The organism is Rothia sp. HMSC061E04, assembly GCF_001813685.1.
GTDB classification, from domain to species: domain Bacteria; phylum Actinomycetota; class Actinomycetes; order Actinomycetales; family Micrococcaceae; genus Rothia; species Rothia mucilaginosa.
Genome location: NZ_KV813706.1, coordinates 124,093 through 147,089, shown reverse-complemented (window position 1 = coordinate 147,089; position 22,997 = coordinate 124,093). Strand labels below are relative to the sequence as shown.

Sequence of the window (22,997 nt, the reverse complement as noted above, 5' to 3'; positions counted from 1 at the left end):
TAGTCGAAACTATCCGGGGCTCCACTCTTTTGTTGATGCAGTTCAGAACCAGAACCTTACGGGCGGTTCTCAGGAGCCAGCGACTCCTCGGTTGCAAAAATCAGGGTCTGCTTCTTACCGCGCGCACCCACCGCCGGGGTTTCCAGCAGTAGCTGCGAGTTCAGGTCCTCAGCGTCCAGCTTCGCGCCAGCCAGGAGGCGGCTGGTCGCATCCTGCTTATCCTCACCGGTGATGAGGAAGAACACGTGACGCGAATTATTGATAATCGGCAGGGTCACCGACACGCGCTCAGCCGGCGGCTTCGGCGAATCAGAAACCATCACGGTCACAGCCTTACCGCCCTCAACCGGATCCTCCGGCAGGCCGGTACCCAGCAGAACCTGCTTACGGCCCGGGAACAGGGAAGCAATATGACCGTCCGGGCCCATGCCCAGCAGGGTGATGTCAAAGACCGGTGCGGGCCACTGGCCGCCACCACCACCGCAGCCTCCGCCGCCGCATCCGCAACCACCGGCGGATTCCGAAGCCTCAGCAGCCTCAGCATCAAATTCGTCCAAGGTGGTCTCTTCGATGGACTGCTCGGGTGCGGAAGAACCGCAACCGCCGCCACCACAACCACAACCGCCGGAGCCGCTGTGCTCGTGACCTGCGCCGCCACCGTGACCACCAGCCAGCGGCAGTTCGGTTGCGCCCTCGGGCATCTGCACGCTCACAGCCGGTGCGGAACCGGCGTAGTCGCGCATCTCAAAGGCGTAGTGCTCAGCTGCAGCTTCTAGGCCGGTGAAAATATCGGACGGACCCATACGGTGCACATTGCCCACGACCAGGCCGTGCGACAGCAGGGGAGCGAGCAGCACCTCAATAGCCTGACCGTCATTACGTTCGGGGCTACGCTCGGGCACGTAACGCTCATCAGAGAACCAGAAGTGCACGCGGGACCAGTCGATATCCTTTACGCGCTCGTTCTCAGCCCACGCCTTCAAAGTGGCGATACCCATCGTGCCGCCGGTCAGCGAAATGTGGGCGATCGTGCGCTCAGAGAGCACGTGCTCAATGATGTCGAGGATGCGGGTCACCGCGTCCGCTGCGAGAGCCTCGCGGGTCGGGTGCGCCACCAGGGTGGGGGTGGATGCGCCCATGTTCTGAATCTTAGGCATCGAAAACCTCCGGGTATTCTTCGAGGTCCAGCATGTCTTCAGGCTGGCAGGTGTCATCGACGAGGGTGACGGTGCGCAGCGCCTGCTTCAGCACGTCACCGTAGGTGTCGTCCGGGTCGAGGCGGCGCAGCTCCTCAGAGATGCACTCGGCGAGGGTACGCACCGGCAGCGCAATCTGCTGATTGGGTGCGTACGGGGTGGAGATGGTTGCCACGGAAATGCCGGGGCGGAACATCGTCACGGAACCGTCTTCACGCTCAATGCTGACGCGGTACAGGCCGCGGTTTGCCGCACCGATGGTGGCGAGGTGCACGGGTGCTTCAAGCTTCCAGCCGAGCCACGTACCGAGCAGCACCACGGACGGGGACTTGCTCGAACCCCACACAACCACGCGGCGCACGGGGGAGGAAGGCATCTGCTCCATGAGCGCTGCCAGCTGGGTGCGCCACAGGGTGAGGCGGGTCCACGCCAGGTCGGTGTCGCCTGCACGGAATACGTCGGTGAGCTTGTGCAGCGCTTCCTTCGGGTCGTCGGCGCGTGCAGAGTCGGTAATGCGACGCTGCGCGATACGACCGATGGAGTGCTGTGCCGGGTTCTCGGGCACCGAGTGCGGCCACCAGACCACAATCGGGGAGTCCGGCAGCAGCAGACCGGAGATCAGTGCTTCGGTCGGGCGGGATGCGCTACCCCAGCCGCGCAGAACAATCATCTCGGACGCGCCGGTGTCGCCGCCGAGGTGGATTTCTGCGTCCAGCTGGTCGGGGTCGAGCGGGTCGTGGGAGATGTGCACGATAATGCGGCTCGGGTGTTCGTGGGAGGCACGAATTGCGGCGCGCATTGCTTCACGGGAGTGGCCCTTTTCCGCGAGAACAACGAGGGTGAGTACTCGTCCGCTGCTGAGGCTACCGTTGGCGGCAGTCAGGTGACTCAGTTCCTTGTTGATTGCGGAAACGGTGGTGTTATGCAGGTGCGAGATCACGGGCGCCTCCAAGCGCGGTTGTCACGCTCAAGCATCTCGTGTGCTGAACGCGGACCCCACGAACCGGACTCGTAGGGTTCAGGCTTAATGCGGTTTTCTTCCCAGTACTCTTCGAAGGGGTCGAGGATCTTCCATGAGAGCTCAACTTCTTCGTGGCGGGGGAACAGCGGCGGCTCGCCGAGCAGAACGTCCAGGATGAGGCGTTCGTAGGCTTCGGGGGACTCTTCGGTGAAGGAGTGGCCGTAGCCGAAGTCCATGTTGACGTCGCGGATTTCCATCTGGGTGCCGGGCACCTTCGCGGAGAATCGGATGGTCATGCCTTCGTCGGGCTGCACGCGGATGACGATGGCGTTCTGGCCGACCTGCGGGTTTTCACGTTCGCCGAAGAGACGGTCGGAGGACTTCTTGAAGACCACGGCGATTTCGGTGACTCGGCGGCCCAGGCGCTTGCCGGCGCGCAGGTAGAAGGGGGTGCCTTCCCAGCGGCGGTTTGCGATGGACACCTTCAGCGCTGCGAAGGTTTCGGTGCGGGAGTCTGCGGGGATGTCGTTCTCGTCGAAGAAGCCATTGACGTGCTCGCCGCCCTGGTAGCCTGCGGCGTACTGGCCGAGCGCGAAGGAGTTCGGCAGGTCGTCGATGCGGACTGCTTCGAGGACCTTCGCCTTCTCGGCGCGCAGGTGCTTAGCGTCGAGGCTGAGGGGCTCTTCCATGGCGGTGAGGGCGAGCAGCTGCAGCAGGTGGTTCTGGATGACGTCGCGGGCCGCACCCACGCCGTCATAGTAGCCTGCGCGGGAGCCGATGCCGATGTCTTCAGCCATGGTGATCTGGACGTGATCCACGTAGTGGGAGTTCCAGAGGGGCTCGAACATCTGGTTGGAGAAACGCATCGCCAGGATGTTCTGAACGGTTTCCTTGCCCAGGTAGTGGTCGATGCGGAATACTGCGTCGGGCGGGAAGACTGCCTCCACGATGGAGTTCAGTTCGCGTGCGCTCTCAAGGTTGTGGCCGAAGGGCTTCTCAATGACCACGCGGCGCCAACCGTCGACGGGGTTGATGGTGTCGTTATCGCGGGATGCGAGGTCGTGTTCGGCGAGCTTGGTGAGGACCTGCTCGAATGCCTTCGGGGGGATGGAGAGGTAGAAGGCGTGGTTGCCGTGAGCGCCACGCTCGTCGAGTTCGGCAAGGGTGCTCTTGAGCTGTTCATAGGCTGCGTCGTCGTCAAAGGCACCTACGACGAATCGCATGCCCTGCTGGAACTGGTTCCATACGTCTTCGCGGAAGGGGGTACGGGCGTGTGCTTCAACGGATTCGCGTACGTAGGAGCGGAAATCGTCATCGCTCCAGGGGCGGCGGCCGAAGCCGACAAGGCCGAAGCTCGGGGGGAGCAAACCGCGGTTCATGAGGTCATACACTGCCGGAAGCAGCTTCTTGCGGGCCAGGTCACCGGTTACGCCAAAGAAGACGAGCGCGGACGGCCCCGCAATGCGGGTAATGCGGCGGTCGCGAGTGTCCCTGAGGGGGTTCGCTTCATGACCGATAGTCACAATATATTCCTTTGATTGCCTTGGTTGGTTCGTGCGGCGCGCGGTTCGTACCTTGTCGCGCGGAGGCGATGCCGCATTCTGGAAGGTGTGTACCCTGTATTGTACCGGTTTTGACGGGATTGTTTCAGTGGCACCCTAATTCGCCGAGATTCCCCGAGCGGTGAAGCTCTGACGGGAACCCCGGCGGATTGGGTCACGGTGTTGCGGTGCGCATCGGGCGGTGCACACCGACAGTGTTTAGTGCCGCGCTATATTTTCGGCGGCTACTGGGGTGCGGCTACTTAGCCTGCTCGAGTGCCTCGCGGACGGTCTGCAGCAGCTCTTCCCAGGAGACGTCGAACTTGGACAGGCCCTCAACCTCGAGCTTCTCCACGACCTCCGGGTAGGAGACGTGAACGGAGATAGCGTCCAGAACGTTGTTGGACTCGGAGTAGTTCGGCACGATGGTGTTGCCGGTGATTTCGCCGTGGTCGGCAACAGCGTTCAGGGTTGCCTCGGGCATGGTGTTCACGGTGTTGGGTGCAACCAGGCCGGTGACGTACAGGGTGTCCGGCAGGGACGGGTCCTTCACACCGGTGGATGCCCACAGCGGGCGCTGTACGTTCGCGCCGTGTGCCTGCAGACGTGCCCAACGCTCGGAGGAGAACATTTCCTCGAACACCTCGTAGGCGAGGCGTGCGTTTGCCAGGCCTGCCTTGCCCTTGAGCTGCACAGCGTCGCCGCCGGCAGCTTCGAGGCGCGCATCGATTTCGGTGTCTACGCGGGAGACGAAGAAGGATGCGACCGAGTGGATGGTGGACAGGTCCTTACCGTTCTCCAGCGCCTGCTCCAGGCCGAGCATGTAGGCGTTGATGACCTCGCGGTAGCGGGTCAGGGAGAAGATCAGGGTCACGTTCACGCTGATGCCAGCAGCCAGGGTTTCCGCGATGGGGCGCAGGCCTTCCTGGGTTGCGGGGATCTTAATCATGACGTTTTCGCGGCCCACGCGCTCGTAGAGTTCACGTGCCATCTTGGCGGTGCCTTCGGCGTCGCGTGCCAGGCGGGGGTCAACCTCGATGGAGACGCGGCCGTCAAAACCGTTGGATGCCTTGTAGACGGGTGCAAACACGTCGCAGGCTGCGCGCACGTCGTCGCAGGTTGCGGCGAAGACTGCCTCTTCAACGCTCGCACCGGCGGCGGCAAGCTCACGCATCTGCTCGGCGTATGCGGCGCCCTTGGAGAGCGCGCCAGCGAAGATGGTGGGGTTGGTGGTCACACCGACGACGTTGTGGGTCTTGATGAGTTCGGCGAGGTTGCCGCTGGTCAGACGCTCACGGGAGAGGTCGTCAAGCCAGATGGAGACGCCGGCGTCGGAAAGCTTCTGAGTGGACTCAGACATGTGAAAACCTTCGATTCTTTGTCGAAATTGAAATTTGAGATATCAGTGAAATCTTCTGGGCGGCGGGAGGCTCCGGCTGAGCGGTCAGCCGGAGCCTACCCGTTGCGTCCGCACCCCACCCGTACAGGGGGGGAGCGCAGTGTGCGCGGCAATTACCGCGGCGTTGCTACTGCCTACTTAGCGGCGTCGATGGAATCCTTAGCGGCAGCCACGACAGCCTCCGCGGTGATACCGAATTCGCGGTACAGGGTCTTCGCATCGGCGGATGCACCGAAGTGCTCGATGGATACGGCGCGGCCGGCGGTGCCGAGCAGGTCGTACCAACTCATTGCCAGGCCAGCCTCGACGGAGACGCGGGCTGCAACCGAGGAGGGCAGAACCGACTCGCGGTACTCTGCGTCCTGCTCAGCGAACCACTCACGCGAAGGCATGGAAACCACGCGGGCGGCGATGCCCTGCTCTGCGAGGGTTGCGCGAGCCTGAACAGCGAGCTCAACCTCGGAGCCGGTAGCGATCAGAATGACGTCCGGGGTGCCCTCGGTGTCAGCCATGATGTAGCCGCCGCGTGCGGTGCCCTCGGCAGAAGCGAACTTCTCACCCTCAGCGTCTGCGTGCACGTCTTCACGAGCCCAGACGGGCAGGTTCTGGCGGGAGAGCACGAGGCCTGCGGGGCGGTCGGACTTCTCCAGGATGGTGCGCCATGCGACGGCGGTTTCGTTAGCGTCCGCGGGGCGAACCACGTCGAAGCCGGGGATAGCGCGCAGGGAGGAGAGGTGCTCGATCGGCTGGTGGGTGGGGCCGTCCTCGCCCACACCGATGGAGTCGTGGGTCCACACGTACAGTGCGGGAACGCCCATCAGCGCGGAGAGGCGAACAGCCGGGCGCTGGTAGTCGGAGAACACGAAGAAGGTGCCCGAGAACGCGCGGGTGGGTGAGGAGAGCACGATGCCGTTAACGATTGCTGCGGCAGCCTGCTCGCGAATACCGAAGTGCAGCACGCGACCGTAGGGGTTCGCGGTCCAGTCTTCGGTGCTGCGCGATGCCGGGTTGAAGGAATCCGCACCCTTGATGGTGGTCAGGTTCGAGCCGGCGAGGTCAGCGGAGCCGCCCCACAGTTCGGGGAAGGTGTCAGCAATAGCGTTGATGACGGTGCCGGATGCCGCGCGGGTTGCTACGGAGGTGCCAGCCTCGAACACGGGGAAGGCAGCCTTGTAGTCTGCGGGCAGTTCGCCTGCGACGAGGCGCTTGTACAGTTCGGCGCGCTCGGGGTTAGCCTTGGCCCATGCCTCGAACTTCTCGTCCCATGCCTTGTGTGCTGCGGCGCCGCGCTCAATGAGCTGGCGGGTGTGTGCCAGGACGTTCTCCTCGATGAAGAAGCTCTTGGCGGGGTCGAAGCCGAGCAGTTCCTTGGTTGTGGCGACCTCTTCAGCACCGAGCTTGGAGCCGTGCACTGCGCCGGTGTTCTGCTTGGTGGGTGCAGGGTAGCCGATGATGGTGCGCAGCTCAATGAAGGAGGGCTTGTCGGTGACAGCCTGCGCACGCTCAATAGCGGCGTACAGTTCTGCGACGTCCTCAACGTAGTCACCGGTGCGGGTCCAGTCCACGCGCTGAACATCCCAGCCGTAGGACTCGTAGCGCTTTGCTACGTCCTCGGTGAAGGCAACGTCGGTGTCTTCCTCAATGGAGATGTGGTTGCGGTCCCAGACGACGATCAGGTTGCCGAGCTCCTGGTGACCTGCGAGCGCACACGCCTCGGCGGTGACGCCTTCCTGCACGTCACCTTCGGAGGCGATGACGTAGACGTGGTGGTCGAAGGGGGAGGTGCCCGGTGCTGCTTCGGGGTCGAACATGCCGCGCATACGGCGCTGTGCGTAGGCGAAACCAACGGCGGATGCCAGGCCCTGGCCGAGCGGGCCGGTGGTGATTTCTACGCCCTTGGTGTGCTTGTATTCGGGGTGGCCGGGGGTGAGGGCACCCCAGGTGCGCAGGGCTTTCAGGTCGCTCATTTCGAGGCCGTAGCCGCCGAGGAACAGCTGAGTGTACAGGGTGAGGGAGGTGTGGCCGGGGGAGAGGATGAAGCGGTCACGGCCTTCCCAGCGGTCGTCGGAGGGATCCTGGTTCATGACCTTCTGGAAGAGCAGGTAGGCGACCGGCGCCAGGCTCATTGCGGTGCCGGGGTGGCCGGATCCGACCTTTTCTACGGCGTCTGCGGCGAGGATACGTGCGGTATCTACGGCGCGCTGGTCGGTTTCTGTCCACTGGAAGTTCTCTGCCACGTGGGTGTCCTTTCACAACGTGAGTGGATGCGCCAGCAGGCTTGTGCTAGCGCGCTGTCCGTCGGGTGTAACGTGCCTTCGGGGGTGTTTATTCCCGCGCCGGGTAGGTGCCCGGGTAGGTGCGGGGCGCCGGGAGGTTTGTTTCGACCCTTTCGTTTTAACAGGATAGTTCACGAGGCGGCAGGATCCGGTGTGTGAATGCAGACATTCACAGGGTGATACGTGCACGGCGCAGGGATGATGCGGGGCGATTCGGGGGCGAATGTGCCGCCGGAGCGCGGACTTGGTGAGTTTCAGTCGGGTTTTAGCTGGGTTTCAGTCGGGTTTCGTGGCGTGTGGCTGGTGCGTGGTTAGGGTGTGTTGGTGAGCTATGCGCTGAATATTGTTCAGTAACGTAACAATTTTTGTGTAAGTGGTGAAGCTCATGTTAAGGTTGAGCAGGAAGGTTGTAGACCGAAACAGTGGTTGGGTCGGTCTACATCTCGGTGATTGAAGCCCCTCCTCCGCGCAAGAACCGTTGATTATCTTACTGTGGTGGTGAGATAAAAGGTTCTGGAGGAGGTGCTTTCTTTTAGTCTCTGACCGTGCACTTTGTGCGGGGTTGAGGCTAAAGGTTTGTGTTATATGAATGGGCGCCGGATATGATCGGAACATATCCGGCGCCCGCCTTTTAATTAACCTGTGGTTGCTTTATCTGTATGCGCGAAAAGCGCTGCCTGCCAGGTTGCTGCTAGTCGGACCACTTGAACTTACGCGAGGCAACAAACCCAATGACCCCAGTCCACACAATCAACACCCAGTGCGGGTCGGCGAGCCACTGATGCTGAATGAAGTTGCCGCGCAACGCGTCACCCAGAGCCGCCGAGGGCGACCACGCCACGATTCCGGCGTACCAGTCGGGGAAGGACTTCAACGGGAACACCACGCCGCCGGCACCGGCAAGAATCACCCAGGCAATATTCACGATGGCGAGGGTCGCCTCCGCACGCACCGTGCCGGCAATGAGCAGACCCAGCGCCGTAAACGCGCCGGCACCCATGAGCATCGTGATGATGGAGCGCGAGACGGCGATAGCGTCCGGGCGCCAGCCTAGACCGTACCCGAGCGCCGCCACCAGTGTGAACTGAATCGCCACGACCACCAGCACCGCAATGCACTTGCCCATGATCAGGCCGTTACGGCCCAGGGGGGTGGTCGCAAGGAACCGCAGCACGCCGTAGCGGCGATCAAAACCGGTCGCAATGCCCTGACCGGACAGCGCCGTAGAAATCACGCAGAGCGCCAGAACGCCGGGGACCGCCGCATCCATGCGGGATACCCCCACCGAGTTCGCGTATTCATCGATCAGACCGGTGAACCGCAGGGCGATAAGCGCCATGACGGGAAAAATAATGTTGAGCATCAGCTGCTCGCCGTTGCGTAGCATCGCCATGGTTTCGTAGCGGCCCTGCTCAATCACGCGCACGAGCGGGTAGTTCGCGCGCGGGGGAATGTACTCCTCGTCTTCGTCAATAGAAGAGACCTTAGGGCGAGTGTCTACGGCGGAGCGGGTGTTCGCGGTGCGTTCTTCCATTCGGTTCCCTTCCGCTCGGCTCTCTTCTGCAGGCTTTTCTTTTACTTGGTTTTCTGCCGCCCGGTTGTTGGTCGCCCGGTTATTGTTAGTGCGTGCGGTGTTGCTCATCGGATATCACGTCCTGAAATGTCGAGGAAGACATCCTCAAGAGTCTTCGGTTCCATGGTGAGAGAAATCGGCATGAGGTAACCTTCGGCGAGCGCCGCGGTGAACGCCGCCAGATGCTCGGGGCGTAGCGCGCCGACCAGCTCATACGCGCCGGGCACGGAGGGTGCGCCGTCACGAGCCGGGGTGTAGGGCACCTTCTCGATGAGCTCCACACCGGCACGCAGATGCGCGGGCAGCAGCTGCTCACGGGTGGGGGTGGGTGCATCCAGTGTGTACTGCAGGCGGTTCGTGCCGTCGCTGGCGATGAGCTCGGAGACGGTACCTTCCTGAACTGTGGCGCCGTTTTCAATGATGTAGACGTAATCGGCGAGCTTCTGCGCGTCGTCAATCAGGTGCGTGGTGAGCACGATTGCGGTGCCGAGTTCACGCTGTTCACGAATGATGTCGAAGACGACGTTGCGGGATTGCGGATCCAGGCCCGCGGAGGGCTCGTCGAGGAAGAGCACGTCCGGGCGACCGATGAGGGCGGCGGCAAGGGAGACGCGCTGCTTCTGACCGCCCGAGAGGCGGCGAATCGTGGTGCCGTTGAAGGCATCAATGCCGAGGCGTTCTGCAAGCTCTTCGACCGGGTACGGGTCGGTGTACATGGTCGAGATGTGCTCGAGTAGCGGAATGGGGTGCATGGCGTTGGGTAGGCCGCCGTCCTGGAGCATAATGCCGACCTTGGCGCGTAGCTCCGGATCCGCCTGCAGCGGGTTTTCACCGAGCAGGCGCACGGTACCGCGGGTGGGTTTGAGTAGGCCCTGGGCGCAGGCGAGGGTCGTGGTTTTGCCGGCACCATTGGCTCCGAGGAGGACGACCACCTCACCGGGGAAGACGCGCAGGTTGACGTTGTTGACGGCGCGGTAGAGCCCGCTGGCGGTGAGCCGTTCGGGGTATTTGGCGCGGAAGGCGCGTGAGGGTTTGAACTCTTTGATGAGGTCTTTAATGGTGAGCGCCGGTTCTTCGGTGACGATGCGTCGTCGTGCGGTGGGGGAGGCGCTGGGCTCTGTGTGGTGCTCAGCGTGTGCCGTTGGCGCGGCGGATGCACGCCCAGGGTGGTCCTGCTGGCCCGCGGTGGTGGTCTCCATAGACAGTCACTTTCGATTTTTGCGATGAAGGAGCGTGTGTGCCCCTTCATCTTATGCCCTAACTCACGTTCAAAGCACGCCCGCTACGACTCAAAAGTTCAGTTTAAGGTAGAAAAGTTAGCAAGTAGGGGTACCTAACTAGCCAAAGAAAAACTAATTAGGACATACTTTATTTGTGTATTCCGTGAATAAGACCCCTCAGCGCGCCTCAACGAACGAGGCGCAGACCCGAAACGGCGCCCGAACCGCCGCCTCGGGCTCTACTGGTGCTTCCAGTACAAAGTCCTCCGCGGCACGCACATCCAAGCGCAAGGCCGAGGCAGAAGAACGCACCAGGGACCGCGTCCTGCGCGAAGTCCTCAACAACGGACCCGTATCCGCAGCAACCCTCGGTGAGCTCCTCAGCCTCACTCCCGCAGCGGTACGCCGCCACCTCGACGCCCTCGAATCCAACAACATGATCGAGGTTGCGCCCATCAAAAAGCACGGCGCCGGAGCTGGACGACCCGCCCGCCGCTACGTGATTGCCCCCCAGGGCCACGAACGCCTCGGCAACGACTACCTAATCATCGCCCGCGACGCCCTGCAAATGCTCCGCGACACGGTTGGGCAGGAAGCCCTCGAAGCTTTCGCCTCCGCCCGTGCCGCAGAAATGGAAGCCCGCTACCGACCCGTTGTAGAAGCCGCCGGTGACGATGTGGCAGCCAGAGCGCAGGCGCTCGCAGAGGCAATGAGTAAGGACGGCTTCGTGGCGACCGCTCAGGTCACCGCGCCTCCTGCAGGACGGACCGTTCCCGAGCATTTTCTGGCAAGTATTCAGCTCTGTCAGGGTCACTGCCCGGTACGCGACCTCGCTGGAGACTTCCAAGTGTTCTGTGAGCAGGAAACCGGGATTATTTCTGACCTGCTCGGCGTTGATGTCCGTAGGCTTTCAACCATGGCTTCGGGTGCTCACGTGTGTACGACGCACGTGCCCCTGAACCGCGTCACCGCCGAGGGTGAGAAGAACGCAGAAGAATCCTAGAGAAACTTATTCCTAGAGAAACCTTCCGCGTAACGCTTACCGCAGTACCCCGCGGCGTACCCCGATGAACCCCTCAAGGGTGCGACCCGCACGCTGGAACCCGCCCGCCCCACGCTGCGTTAAACGCCGTGGTCGAGCGCGGCAACAGCCCCTAAAACTACCGCGCCTGCATCCGGCAGGTGGCGGCGAGAAATGTAATAACCATCGAAGAAAGGCCGTAATGACTGAGAAAGTTGGGCAGAACGCCAACGACACCGTCATTTCAGAGATCCTGGAGATGAACCCCGAACTCGAGGGCATTGGCAACTACGAGTACGGTTGGGCAGACTCCGACGAAGCAGGCCAGGTAGCAAAGCGCGGCCTGGACGAGGACGTCGTGCGCGACATCTCTGCGAAGAAGAACGAACCCCAGTGGATGCTGGACATGCGTCTGAAGGCGCTGAAGTTCTTCGAGCGTAAGCCCATGCCCACCTGGGGTGCGGATCTTTCCGAAATCGACTTCGATAACATCAAGTACTTCGTGCGTTCGACCGAGGGTCAGGCGGCTTCTTGGGAGGAACTGCCCGAGGACATCCGCACCACCTACGAGCGTCTGGGCATTCCCGAGGCGGAGCGTAACTCCCTCGTCGCGGGTGTGGCTGCACAGTACGAGTCTGAGGTCGTGTACCACCAGATCCGTGAGGATCTGGAGAAGCAGGGCGTGATCTTCGTCGATACCGATACCGGCCTGCGCGAATACCCCGAACTGTTCAAGGAATACTTCGGCTCCATCATCCCGATTGGTGACAACAAGTTCTCCGCGCTGAACACCGCTGTATGGTCCGGTGGCTCCTTCGTGTATGTTCCCCCGGGAGTTCACGTGGAGATTCCGCTGCAGGCGTACTTCCGCATTAACACCGAGAATATGGGTCAGTTCGAACGTACCCTGATTATTGCGGACGAAGACTCCTACGTTCACTACATTGAGGGCTGCACCGCCCCCATCTACAAGTCCGACTCCCTGCACTCCGCAGTGGTTGAGATTGTGCTGAAGAAGAACGCACGCGTTCGCTACACCACTATCCAGAACTGGTCGAACAACGTCTACAACCTGGTGACCAAGCGCGCTGTTGCGCACGAGGGCGCCACCATGGAATGGGTGGACGGCAACATCGGTTCGAAGGTCACCCAGAAGTACCCGGCTGTTTACATGGTCGGTGAGCACGCTAAGGGTGAGACCCTGTCCATCGCATTCGCGGGTGAGGGTCAGCACCAGGACACCGGTTCGAAGATGGTTCACATTGCACCGAACACCTCCTCGACCATTGTGTCCAAGTCCGTGGCACGTAACGGCGGCCGCAGCGCATACCGTGGCCTGGTTCAGGTTCGTGAGGGCGCTAAGCACTCTAAGTCCTCCGTGGTCTGTGACGCACTGCTGGTGGACACCATTTCCCGCTCCGACACCTACCCCTACGTGGATGTCCGCGAGGACGATGTGACCATGGGTCATGAGGCGACCGTTTCCCGCGTCTCCGAGGACCAGCTGTTCTACCTGATGCAGCGCGGCCTGAGCGAAGAAGAAGCAATGGCGATGATCGTCCGCGGCTTCGTTGAGCCTATCGCCCGTGAGCTGCCGATGGAGTACGCACTCGAACTGAACCGCCTGATCGAACTTCAGATGGAAGGATCTGTGGGCTAATGCCGACCAACGAAGAAACCCTGGGTTACCACTCCCCGATCATCCCCGGCATGGACCAGGAGGGCGAGAAGCTCGCCACCGAGTTCGCCCACGATGACACCCTGCTGCGCGCCACCGAGGCACACCACCAGGGCTCCAACCCGAACAACATCCAGAAGGTACTCGAAGCATCCCGTGCAGAGCGTAAGACCTCCTACAACGTGGAGGACTTCGCACCCCTGACCGGTCGTGAAGAGGACTGGCGCTTCACCCCGCTGAAGCGTCTGGGCGGCCTGCACCTGGAGAAGCCGACCGGCACCGCACCGGCACCGCAGATCACTGCACCCGAGCAGGTTCAGGTTGAGGCTGTCTCCCGCGAGGATGCACGCATCGGCTCCGCAGGTATCCCCGAGGACCGCGTGGCAGCAAACGCGTGGTCCAGCTTCACCGAAGCAACCGTGGTGACCATCCCCGCCGAAGCTGAACTGACTGAGCACGTGGAAATCGACATCACCGGCACCGGCAACGAGGCTGCCGCGCAGCACATCGTGATTGATGCTAAGCCCTTCTCGAAGGCTGTCGTGGTTCTGCGCCACACCGGCTCCACCGTCCTGGCACAGAACGTTGAGTTCGTGGTGAACGACGAGGCTGAGCTGAACGTTGTTTCCGTGCAGCAGTGGGCTGACGACGCAATCCACGCCTCCGCACACTACGCTAAGCTGGGCCGCAACGCACGCTTCAAGCACGTTGTGGTGTCCCTCGGCGGCGACCTGGTGCGCGTGACCCCCTCCACCAAGTTCACCGCTCCCGGCGCTGAGACTGAAATGTACGGCCTGTACTTCGTAGACGCCGGTCAGCACATTGAGTCCCGCCTGTTCGTGGACCACTCCGTACCCAACTGCAAGTCCCGCGTGACCTACAAGGGCGCGCTGCAGGGTAAGGGTGCGCACTCCGTATGGGTTGGTGACGTTCTGATTGGTAAGGATGCAGAAGGCACCGACACCTACGAGCTGAACCGTAACTTGCTGCTGGAAGTTGGCCCCCGCGCTGACTCCGTGCCGAACCTGGAGATTGAGACCGGCCTGATTGAGGGCGCCGGCCACGCATCCACCACCGGCCAGCTCGATGAGCAGCACCTGTGGTACCTGCAGGCTCGCGGTATTCCGGAGGCTGAGGCGCGCCGTCTGGTCGTGCGCGGCTTCCTGAACGAGATTATTCAGCAGATTCGTGTTCCCGAACTTGAAGAGCAGCTCACCGAGGCCCTTGAGGCAGAGCTCGCCCTCAGCAACAACTAAGCTTTACCAGGAGAAATCAATGTCTACTCTTGAAATTAAGGACCTTCACGTCTCGGTTATCCTCGACGATGAAACCACCAAGCCCATCCTGAAGGGCGTTAACCTGACCATCAACTCTGGCGAGATTCACGCAATCATGGGCCCGAACGGTTCCGGTAAGTCCACTCTGGCTTCCACCATTGCTGGGCACCCCAAGTACCAGGTTGATTCCGGTCAGATCCTGCTCGACGGTGAGGACATCACCGAGATGAGCGTGGACGAGCGTGCACGCGCAGGCCTGTTCCTGGCGATGCAGTACCCGGTTGAGATCCCCGGCGTGACCATGTCCAACTTCCTGCGTTCCGCTAAGACCGCTGTGGACGGTCAGGCTCCCTCCCTGCGTACCTGGACCAAGGACGTTAAGGAAGCCATGAAGAACCTGGAGATTGACCCCGCGTTCATCGCACGTAACGTGAACGAGGGCTTCTCCGGCGGTGAGAAGAAGCGCCACGAGATCCTTCAGCTGGAGCTGCTCAAGCCCAAGTTCGGCATCCTGGACGAGACCGACTCCGGTCTGGACGTTGACGCACTGAAGATCGTGTCTGAGGGCGTTAACCGTGCGCACGACGAGAACGACATGGGAGTCATGCTGATTACCCACTACACCCGCATCCTGCGCTACATCAAGCCGCAGTTCGTGCACGTGTTCGTGGACGGCAAGATGGTTGATCAGGGCGGCCCCGAGCTGGCTGACCGCCTGGAAGAAGAGGGCTACGTAGCTTACGTGGGTAAGAAGTAAGCTTCTTCCCTGACCGGATTCTGACAGAAAGATAGAACTATGACTGAGACTGTGCAGGGTCGTATTCCTCAGGAAGAAATTGAGGAAGCCCTCAAAGAGGTCATTGACCCGGAGCTTGGCGTCAATATTGTTGACCTCGGTCTGCTCTACGGTCTGCGCTGGGATGAGGATGGAACCCTCATTCTGGACCTGACTCTGACCACTGCGGCGTGCCCGCTGCAGGAGGTTATTGAGGAACAGGTTCAGAGCAATCTGGATAACCTGGTTGATTCTTGGCGTGTGAACTGGGTTTGGATGCCGCCGTGGGGCCCGGAGCGTATTACTGAGGACGGCCGCGATATGATGCGCGCGCTGGGCTTCAACATCTAAGCTCCTGACTCGCAGATAAAGTACCCGCCCGGTGCGGAAGGTGTATGCCTTCGGCACCGGGCGGTATTTTTGTGCGTTTTTACATGAAGTGAATGTGTGGTCTTAATCCCAGATTTAAAAGTAATTTAATAATGGTAGTCATGTATTTTGCTGAAACAATTAGGACGCTTTGACTTTGGGGGGGGGTCGAGTATATTTCCTTGTGAATCATACACTCACATCATACTAGGCTCTCATGCAACGGTTGCTTGAGGAAAGCTGAAAGGAAATCATGGCACAAAAGATTATTGCCGCTGACGGTGCTGTCTACGTTAAGAAGAAGCCCTTCTACCTCCGTTGGTGGTTTATCACTCTCGTTATTCTTGTTCTTCTTGGTGGTTGCGCTTCAATGATGGGCGGTGGCTCCAGCAAGTCTACGAGTGCTTCTTCGTCTTCGGCAGCTGCTGATTCTTCTTCTGTTACTAATGAGAATTCTCAGGGAACTGGTACTGAGTCTTCTACCGTAGCTGGGGCGGAATCTAACGCAAAGCAGAACGATAACAGCGTTCCTAGCGAATATAAGTCTGCTTTGAAGAAGGCAGAGTCTTATTCTCGCACCATGCACATGTCTAAGCAGCGTATCTACGACCAGCTCACTAGTGAATTTGAAAAGTTTACTCCTGAAGCTGCTCAGTATGCAGTGGACAATATGAAGGCTGACTGGAACGCGAATGCCCTGGAGAGTGCAAAGAGCTACCAGAAGACTATGAACATGTCTCCTGAAGCAATCCGTTCTCAGCTGACTTCTTCCATTGAAGGATTCACCGAGGAAGAAGCTGATTACGCAGTCTCTCACCTGAGCTAAGTCAATAGATGATTCATAGAAGCCGCCCGGCATGGAACGTAATCCATACCGGGCGGCTTCTATATGGTCAGCCTTGAACCTAGTCGTCCAGGTGCAGCAGCTTCAGCGAGTATTCGTACTTGATTATCAAGGTCGAGCGGGTCGGCTCCGGCAACAGAGCCAGACGGTGCGGGTCAGTATTATCCGCAACATCGGCAAGCTTCACCAGGCGAGCCAAATCATTCACACGCACCCGGCTCAGATACGACTCACGCGACTCACCCGGGCGGCGGGTCAAGGCATCAATCGCATCCACAATACGCGCCGAGAAGTGACGCGCCAAGAAAGCGAGAGAAACGCCGGTATCCTCCACCGTGTCATGCAGCAGCGCCACGATCTGTGCTTCAGCCTTCAGCTCCTCCAAAGAGATATCAGGGTGAGTTGCGGCAGCCAACTCACACACAAGCTTACGCGCCCCAAGAGCCACACGGCGAGGGTGGGAGATATAGGGCCAGCCGTTACGGTCAGTCTGCCCCTCATGCGCCTTATCAGCGATGCTGTCTGCCAGGCGAACCATCTCTTTGTAGTAGTTGTTCGACATGAGAACCTCCGTTGGTTTGAACTCCTGCGAGTTGATGGTCCCAGCGACGTTTTCCGCACCAACGCGGCACGGGTGGTAGCTGGTACCAAACACTTTACTCCAACAGCTACGCGGCGGCGGCAGAACTCGCCCGATACGCCCCTAATACGTCAAATATGACGCGCAGAAGAAGAAAATAGGGTGCTTTATGTCTGCAAATCATTAACTTGGTACCTGTTCTACCCGAGTTCTGCAGCGGATACCGACCTGCAGGAGGCGCCCCGCACCTCCACGAAAGTGTCCTCCGAACCCTTTTGCACCGCCCGGTGTAACTCGCCCAAAATCTCATATGGTGGCAAAAAATTTCTAACTTTTTCTGGCGAAAACGGGTGCGCAAACCGCCCAACACAAAGGCAGTTTAAGCGTGTTTAGCACACACCGATACACACTCATCAAACGAAAAAAATGCTTGCCCTCCGCGCCCTGATAAAACATCCAAAAACCCGTATTTTTGTGCGAAAATACGCGATAAACTGGGGGCAACCAAACATCGGAGAACACCATGGCAGAGCTCTACGAGCGCTTCGTCGCCTTGTATCCCTACCCACACGAGCGAATCCGCCACGGCGCCCCACGAGCCGAACTTAACCGGCGATACCTCGAACACTTCCACGAAGGCAAGAACCGGGGAACAACCCCCATCGTGGTTGCCCTCGACCCGACCCTGCTCGGAACCATCGAGAATAACGTCTCCCTGCGTACCTCAACCCCCGTGCAGGACATCACCGCCGACACCATCAAGCGGTACGCACACGACCTCATCACCGACCACCACAATTACCTGGATCAAGTCGGTGTAGAAATCGCCGCGCACGAGGCGTTCCGGCACCTGAACGAGAGCACCTACCTGCAGACCTACCGCCGCCTCATGGAAAACGGCGAACTCGGCGAAGACGATATTGGTATGCCCCTGAAAGCGGAGTACCCCTTCGAGCTGACCGCCGGCATCATCAATGAGAAGGTCAAAACGACCGACATTGACAGCGCCGCGGAACTGCTCATCATGGACCTGCCGTTGTGGGACGCCTCCGGGGTGTTTGCCTACCTGCCCTTCGGTGGGTGGGACTCCAGCCCCAGCCCCGAAACGTTGCTGTCCATTGCCCGCTACTGGCTTGAACGCGATGACGCCTACCCGGCTGTTATCGCCTCGGACTTTATCGAGTTCTACACGCCGGTACCGGTCACAACTCGCCGCGACGCAGAGATTCTGGCGGTCGAGCACACGATGGTTTCCTCGGCGATGCCGGTGCGCGTCTACCGTGGCTTCGACAAGCTCGTGGAGGCGCTCTACGGCCAGCACGACTGGTACCTGTGGTGGGAGCAGCTCCCGGCGGCGCTCCTCATTGAAACGCCCTAAACCAGCCTAGCTAGGCGAGTTAAAGCGAAGGGGCGGGATGAACCTGTAGGTTCATCCCGCCCCTCTCGCGTATCTGCGTTATTTCAGCTCTTCTACGTGTCGTGCCCGCAAAGCACGAGCGGTCGCCGTTGCGTAATCAACCGCCTGCACCACCCACGGAATCAGCAACCGCCAATACATGCGCTTGGGCAGGTTACGCGCCACCGCCGCCCTGCGCAACGCACCCCAACGGTCCATGAGCGCCGGAATCGACCGGACCATCAACGCAATCAGCAGGCCCAGACGCTCGGGAGAAAGACCCACGAAACGCAGCGGCGAACACAGCCTCACAAAGCCATCAATCAGAACCGGCAGGGGAGTGCTCACCAGCAGAGCGCGGGACGCATAAAAAGCCGTCAGCATGGTCGCGATAGCATCCGCGCCGGAGGCGTACTGCCCCGTAAACACGTAATAGGCGACCATAATCAGTAGCAGCAGAGACAGCGTGCGAACCACCAGCCACAGCTGGGAGGCAGGCACACCAGCCCACAACGCGCACAGCGTGGAGACAACCAAAGCCACCAGCGCCACCTGCCAGCCGGTCACCGCCAACAGCAGAAACAGCCCAAAGAAGAGCGTGCCCTTGAACCATAGCGGCACCCGATGCACCGGCGTGTTCAACGGCTGGTAGAAACCCACCAGCAGAGTACCGGGGTTGAAATCTGAGTCCTGAGAAGCAGGGCGAGGATTCACGCGCGGATTCACCTGAGGAGTCACACGAGGATTCACGCGCGGCGTGTTAGCGCCCATGCGTGCCTCCTGCCGAATCCAGACCTTCGGTTGCACCCTCGTTGGGGAACCCCTCGGCACACCACGTGCGGTACTGTTGCACCAGCTGTGCCGCATCCCCCTGGGCGAGCAAACGGCCGTCATGAATAATCACGGCTTCATCGCATGACGCCGCCAAATCCAGGTCGTGCGTGCTGAGCACCAGCATCTGATCCAGCGACTCCAAATGCTTGAGTAGCCGCGCGCGATTACGCAAATCCAGCAGGGTGGTCGGCTCATCGAGCAGAAGAATTTGCGGGCGCGCCGCCAGCACACTGGTGAGAGCGACCAGCTGCTTTTCGCCTCCTGAAAGGGTGAAAACGCTCTGGTTCTCCAGGTGCTCGAGGCCGCGCTCACGGAGCAGTTCACGAATCCGTTTGAGGCGCTGCTCACCGCTGAGGGCACTACCTTCAACGGCGGCGGCACGGCGCAGACTCAGGTCAATATCTTCGGCAACGGTGGGCATAATTAGCTGCGCCTCCGGCTGGGCGAAGAGCATACCCACACCCTCAAAAGCACCCTGCGAATGACCGCGAGCACCCTGGGAATTACTGCGAGTGCCCGTCGAGCCGCGGCTCAGTGCCTCCATGGTGTCGACACCGTTTACGCGCACAATACCTTCATCCGGGTGGGTGAGCCCATTGAAAAGCCCCAGTAGGGTGGACTTGCCGCTACCGTTCAGACCCAGCACCGCAGTGCGCTTCGCCGTGAACCGCAGGCTCACATCCTTGAGGATACGGCGATGCCCGCCTTCGGGCAGCTCAGTGAAAACACTCACCGATTCAAGCTCAAGGGCGGGCATGCTGGTAGAGGCGCTCACCACCTGCTCGCCTTGCACCTGCTGCGGTGCAGGCTGGCGCGTGGAGCGGCGAAAAAACATAGCTATCCTCTCGTGCGGCACATTGTGTGCCTTTAACGCTGGGCAGAAGTCAGGGACGGGAAGGCGCGGCGTACCGACAAACCAACCAGAACCGCGATCGTGGACTTCACCAGATCCCAGGGAACGAATACCATTGCCGCGCTGAATGCGGCGTCAAAAGTCATGTGGGCGTTCACCATCATACCGGCGATACCGCAGGCGGTCAGAACCACAAAACCGCAGAAGTTCGCGACCAGAGCCATAAGGAAGGTCGCACCAATCGAGCGGGTGTTGCGGGTGAACAGGTAGGCGAGGGTACCGGCAATAGCGGCGAAGGGCAGGAAGCCGAGCAGGTAGCCAGCACTCGGGGAGGCGAGCGTACCCAAACCGGCGCCGCCCTTAGCGAAGATGGGCAGGCCAGCGAAACCAACCAGCAGGTACAGCGCCACGGAGGCGGTGGCACGCTTGCCGCCGAGCACCTGTGCGGTGATGTAAATGCCGAGGGTCTGGAAGGTGAAGGGAACCGCAACGCCGCCCAAGCTGACGGCGGGCATGATGGCGAGCGCGGCGATGAAGCCCGCGAACACTGCGATGAGGGAGAGGTCGGTGGCGAGGGAGGTCTTTGCCGCTACGTTACGGCGCGGTGCCTGAGGTGCCTGGGGTTCCTGGGCTGATTCGCGCACGGAATCGGTCATTGGGGTGGTACTCCTTTGATGCGTATTGCTCTGCAGATTTTTCTACAGAGTTGAGGGTGGCGGTGGTTGACTGCTTGTCACAACCCAGTTTTGAACAATGTTCTATGAGTGGTGTCCGGTATGTATAGTACACCGCACACCGCAAAAACAAAAGGTGCCCCACATGCGCACTCGGCACACCTGCACTAAAATTGATGAGGTGCTCTGCGCGCTCGCCGCTTCTAACGCTGCAAATCCCGCCTACCGAGCACTATCAACCCACACACCAGACCGCCATCCGGAAAGGCACCCATGATTGCTGTACAGAACCTCGAATTGCGTGCAGGCGCGCGCCTGCTCATGGAAGAGGTCACCTTCCGCATCGATAAGGGCGACAAGATTGGTCTGGTGGGCCGCAACGGTGCCGGTAAGACCACTATGACTAAGGTGCTTGCCGGTCTAACCCTGCCCGCTGACGGTACGGTGACCCGCAGCGGCACTATCGGCTACCTTCCGCAGGACCCGAAGGTGGATGACATGAGCCAGCTGGCGCGTGACCGTATCCTTTCGGCGCGTGGCCTGGACGGTGTGGCGCGCAAGATGCGTCAGGCGCAGGACGATATGGCGAGTGAAGACCCGGCGGTGCGCGCTAAGGGTATGCGCCGCTACGACCGTCTTGAGGCTGAGTTCATTGCCGGTGGCGGCTACGCGGCTGAGTCGGAGGCGGCGGTCATCACCTCCAACCTGGACTTGCCGGAGCGTGTGCTCGCCCAGCCGCTGTCTACTCTGTCGGGTGGTCAGCGTCGCCGCGTGGAGCTGGCGCGTATTCTTTTCTCCAATGCGGACACCATGCTGCTGGATGAGCCGACCAACCACCTGGATGCCGATTCGATTCTGTGGTTGCGTGATTTCTTGAAGAACTTCTCGGGTGGCCTGATGGTCATTAGCCACGATGTTGACCTGATGGAGCTGGTCGTCAACCGCGTCTTCTACCTGGACGCGAACCGCTGCGTGATTGACCAGTACAACATGGACTGGAAGAACTACCTGACTCAGCGTGAGCAGGATGAGCACCGCCGCAAGCGTGAGCGTGCGAATGCGCAGAAGAAGGCGAATGCTCTGATGGAGCAGGCGAATAAGATGCGCGCGAAGGCGACGAAGGCTGTTGCTGCTCAGCAGATGATTAAGCGTGCTGAGAAGCTTCTGCGCGGCCTGGAGGAGGAGCGTCAGAGCGATAAGGTTGCGGCGATTCGCTTCCCGGATCCGGCACCGTGCGGTAAGACTCCGCTCTCTGCTCAAGGCCTGTCGAAGTCCTATGGCTCTCTGGAGATTTTCACGGACGTTGATTTGGCGATTGACCGCGGTTCGCGCGTGGTGGTGCTGGGTCTGAACGGTGCCGGTAAGACCACTCTGCTGCGCATGCTGGCTGGTTCCACCGAGCCTGATACCGGTGAGGTTGTGTACGGTCACGGCGCGAAGCTGGGGTATTTCGCGCAGGAACACGAAATTCTTGATGGTGACCGCACTGTCTTTGAAAACATGAAGTCTGCTGCGCCGGATCTGGATGACACCCGCGTGCGTACGATTCTGGGTTCGTTCCTGTTCTCCGGCGATGACGTGGATAAGCCTGCCGGTGTGCTTTCCGGAGGCGAGAAGACCCGTCTGTCCCTGGCGACCCTGGTGGCGTCGAGCGCGAATGTGCTTCTGCTCGATGAGCCGACCAACAACCTGGACCCTGCCTCACGTGAGGAGATTCTGAACGCGTTGAAGGCGTACCAGGGTGCTATTGTGATGGTTTCTCACGATGAGGGTGCCGTGGAGGCGCTGGATCCTGAGCGTGTGCTGCTTCTGCCGGATGCGGTGGAGGACCTATGGTCGAAGGATTACCAGGATCTGATTTCGCTGGCGTAAGCAATATCCGCTGAACATCAAAGCATGGGGGAGGCTCCGGTACCGTGTGGCGCCGGGGCCTCTTTACGTGTATTGCGCGTTGTTTTATTGTCTGGGGTGTATTGTCCAGGGCGTATTTTTTGTGTTCTGAAAATGTGTTGCGGAGATATTGTCGGTATTTTTGTCGTGAATAGTGCGGAAAAATGTGACCTGACCCGTGGGGTTGTATTGTTTTCTGAGCGTGTGTGCTGTTATTGCGTTCCTGTGCATGGGGACTGTGGGTTCTGACACACGAAACTTGCGGCATATTTGACGGGAAATAATGTTGCCTTGTGGGTTTTTCTGAGGGAAAGAAAAGCTCTCGGTCGATATTTCAGAGGGTCTGTGTGGGCTTTTTGAATTTTTCATGTGTCTCTACATACATTGTGGGAAAAATGGTAGAAACACAACATGCATGGGGCGTAGACTTGTAACTGTTCCCGCCACTGCGAGGACGCAAACGCGAAACATTAGGGCTCACTACCGATGGTGAGCTAGCGCGGGGGAGAAGAGATTCCCGCCCGCTCACGAAGGAGAACTGCCAATGCACAACACTGAGTTCGAGAAGTACCCCACCTCCGGTGAAGAGAACGTTGAGGTTGACGTCTTCTGGCCCATCCAGGACGCTTAATCTCTCACC

Annotated in this window: 19 protein-coding genes; 8 read left to right on the top strand and 11 right to left on the bottom strand. The window is 60.2% G+C overall.

All coding sequences use genetic code 11. The annotated features are described in order from the left end of the window. Nucleotides 1-56: 56 nt before the first annotated feature. From HMPREF2927_RS07500 to HMPREF2927_RS07470, 7 genes are all read right to left on the bottom strand, one after another. Nucleotides 57-1,157, bottom strand: a complete 1,101-nt coding sequence (locus HMPREF2927_RS07500; RefSeq protein WP_070686856.1) for a 6-phosphogluconolactonase — start codon at nucleotides 1,155-1,157, stop codon at nucleotides 57-59. Further along, entirely contained in the window at nucleotides 1,150-2,136 is a 987-nt protein-coding gene (locus HMPREF2927_RS07495) for a glucose-6-phosphate dehydrogenase assembly protein OpcA (RefSeq protein ID WP_070686854.1), read from the bottom strand. Before HMPREF2927_RS07495 ends, HMPREF2927_RS07500 begins: the two co-directional genes overlap by 8 nt. Continuing rightward, nucleotides 2,133-3,680: a glucose-6-phosphate dehydrogenase gene (gene zwf / locus HMPREF2927_RS07490; RefSeq protein ID WP_070686853.1), complete on the bottom strand. Its 1,548-nt coding sequence runs from the start codon at nucleotides 3,678-3,680 to the stop codon at nucleotides 2,133-2,135. Before zwf ends, HMPREF2927_RS07495 begins: the two co-directional genes overlap by 4 nt. A gap of 277 nt (nucleotides 3,681-3,957) precedes the next feature. After that, entirely contained in the window at nucleotides 3,958-5,058 is a 1,101-nt protein-coding gene (gene tal / locus HMPREF2927_RS07485; RefSeq protein ID WP_070686851.1) for a transaldolase, read from the bottom strand. Nucleotides 5,059-5,231: 173 nt separating this feature from the next. Continuing rightward, complete coding sequence (tkt, locus tag HMPREF2927_RS07480) at nucleotides 5,232-7,334, bottom strand: transketolase (RefSeq protein WP_070686849.1); 2,103 nt, start codon at nucleotides 7,332-7,334, stop codon at nucleotides 5,232-5,234. Between the two features lie 730 nt (nucleotides 7,335-8,064). Further along, entirely contained in the window at nucleotides 8,065-9,015 is a 951-nt protein-coding gene (locus HMPREF2927_RS07475; RefSeq protein WP_070686847.1) for an ABC transporter permease, read from the bottom strand. Then, nucleotides 9,012-10,145, bottom strand: a complete 1,134-nt coding sequence (locus HMPREF2927_RS07470; protein ID WP_070686845.1) for an ABC transporter ATP-binding protein — start codon at nucleotides 10,143-10,145, stop codon at nucleotides 9,012-9,014. Before HMPREF2927_RS07470 ends, HMPREF2927_RS07475 begins: the two co-directional genes overlap by 4 nt. Nucleotides 10,146-10,320: 175 nt before the next feature. On the opposite strand from HMPREF2927_RS07470, the gene HMPREF2927_RS07465 reads away from it, so the two are divergent. The 6 genes from HMPREF2927_RS07465 (at nucleotide 10,321) to HMPREF2927_RS07440 (ending at nucleotide 16,112) form a co-directional block, all read left to right on the top strand. Further along, nucleotides 10,321-11,169, top strand: coding sequence for a helix-turn-helix transcriptional regulator (locus HMPREF2927_RS07465; RefSeq protein WP_070686843.1), 849 nt, complete (start codon nucleotides 10,321-10,323; stop codon nucleotides 11,167-11,169). 220 nt (nucleotides 11,170-11,389) lie between these two features. Continuing rightward, nucleotides 11,390-12,847, top strand: a complete 1,458-nt coding sequence (gene sufB / locus HMPREF2927_RS07460) for a Fe-S cluster assembly protein SufB (protein WP_070643258.1) — start codon at nucleotides 11,390-11,392, stop codon at nucleotides 12,845-12,847. Then, complete coding sequence (gene sufD / locus HMPREF2927_RS07455; protein ID WP_070686841.1) at nucleotides 12,847-14,121, top strand: Fe-S cluster assembly protein SufD; 1,275 nt, start codon at nucleotides 12,847-12,849, stop codon at nucleotides 14,119-14,121. The genes sufB and sufD overlap by 1 nt, the downstream gene beginning before the upstream one ends. Nucleotides 14,122-14,140: 19 nt before the next feature. Next, entirely contained in the window at nucleotides 14,141-14,899 is a 759-nt protein-coding gene (sufC, locus tag HMPREF2927_RS07450; protein ID WP_070686839.1) for a Fe-S cluster assembly ATPase SufC, read from the top strand. A gap of 39 nt (nucleotides 14,900-14,938) precedes the next feature. Beyond that, nucleotides 14,939-15,268, top strand: coding sequence for a metal-sulfur cluster assembly factor (locus tag HMPREF2927_RS07445; protein WP_070686837.1), 330 nt, complete (start codon nucleotides 14,939-14,941; stop codon nucleotides 15,266-15,268). 271 nt (nucleotides 15,269-15,539) lie between these two features. After that, nucleotides 15,540-16,112: an Ltp family lipoprotein gene (locus tag HMPREF2927_RS07440; protein ID WP_070686835.1), complete on the top strand. Its 573-nt coding sequence runs from the start codon at nucleotides 15,540-15,542 to the stop codon at nucleotides 16,110-16,112. Nucleotides 16,113-16,191: 79 nt separating this feature from the next. On the opposite strand, the gene HMPREF2927_RS07435 is transcribed toward HMPREF2927_RS07440, so the two are convergent. Beyond that, the gene (locus tag HMPREF2927_RS07435) at nucleotides 16,192-16,692 is read right to left on the bottom strand and encodes an HD domain-containing protein (RefSeq protein ID WP_070686834.1); all 501 of its coding nucleotides are present in this window, start codon (nucleotides 16,690-16,692) and stop codon (nucleotides 16,192-16,194) included. A gap of 541 nt (nucleotides 16,693-17,233) precedes the next feature. Here HMPREF2927_RS07435 and HMPREF2927_RS07430 point away from each other — a divergent pair. After that, nucleotides 17,234-18,088, top strand: a complete 855-nt coding sequence (locus HMPREF2927_RS07430; protein WP_070686833.1) for a DUF4253 domain-containing protein — start codon at nucleotides 17,234-17,236, stop codon at nucleotides 18,086-18,088. A 78-nt stretch (nucleotides 18,089-18,166) separates the two neighbouring features. Here the strand turns inward: HMPREF2927_RS07430 and HMPREF2927_RS07425 are convergent, their stop codons facing one another. Genes HMPREF2927_RS07425 through HMPREF2927_RS07415 form a run of 3 tightly spaced genes read right to left on the bottom strand, consistent with a single transcriptional unit; the run spans nucleotide 18,167 to nucleotide 20,449 of the window. Continuing rightward, nucleotides 18,167-18,877 (bottom strand): energy-coupling factor transporter transmembrane component T family protein, encoded by a 711-nt coding sequence (locus HMPREF2927_RS07425; RefSeq protein WP_070686832.1) that lies wholly within the window; start codon nucleotides 18,875-18,877, stop codon nucleotides 18,167-18,169. After that, entirely contained in the window at nucleotides 18,867-19,775 is a 909-nt protein-coding gene (locus HMPREF2927_RS07420) for an energy-coupling factor ABC transporter ATP-binding protein (protein ID WP_070686830.1), read from the bottom strand. Before HMPREF2927_RS07420 ends, HMPREF2927_RS07425 begins: the two co-directional genes overlap by 11 nt. A 32-nt stretch (nucleotides 19,776-19,807) precedes the next feature. Continuing rightward, the gene (locus HMPREF2927_RS07415; protein WP_070686828.1) at nucleotides 19,808-20,449 is read right to left on the bottom strand and encodes a biotin transporter BioY; all 642 of its coding nucleotides are present in this window, start codon (nucleotides 20,447-20,449) and stop codon (nucleotides 19,808-19,810) included. 291 nt (nucleotides 20,450-20,740) lie between these two features. On the opposite strand from HMPREF2927_RS07415, the gene abc-f reads away from it, so the two are divergent. Continuing rightward, nucleotides 20,741-22,339 carry a ribosomal protection-like ABC-F family protein gene (gene abc-f, locus HMPREF2927_RS07410; RefSeq protein WP_070686826.1) on the top strand — a complete coding sequence of 533 codons (1,599 nt, stop codon included), beginning with the start codon at nucleotides 20,741-20,743 and terminating at the stop codon, nucleotides 22,337-22,339. The last annotated feature ends 658 nt before the right edge of the window (nucleotides 22,340-22,997 follow it).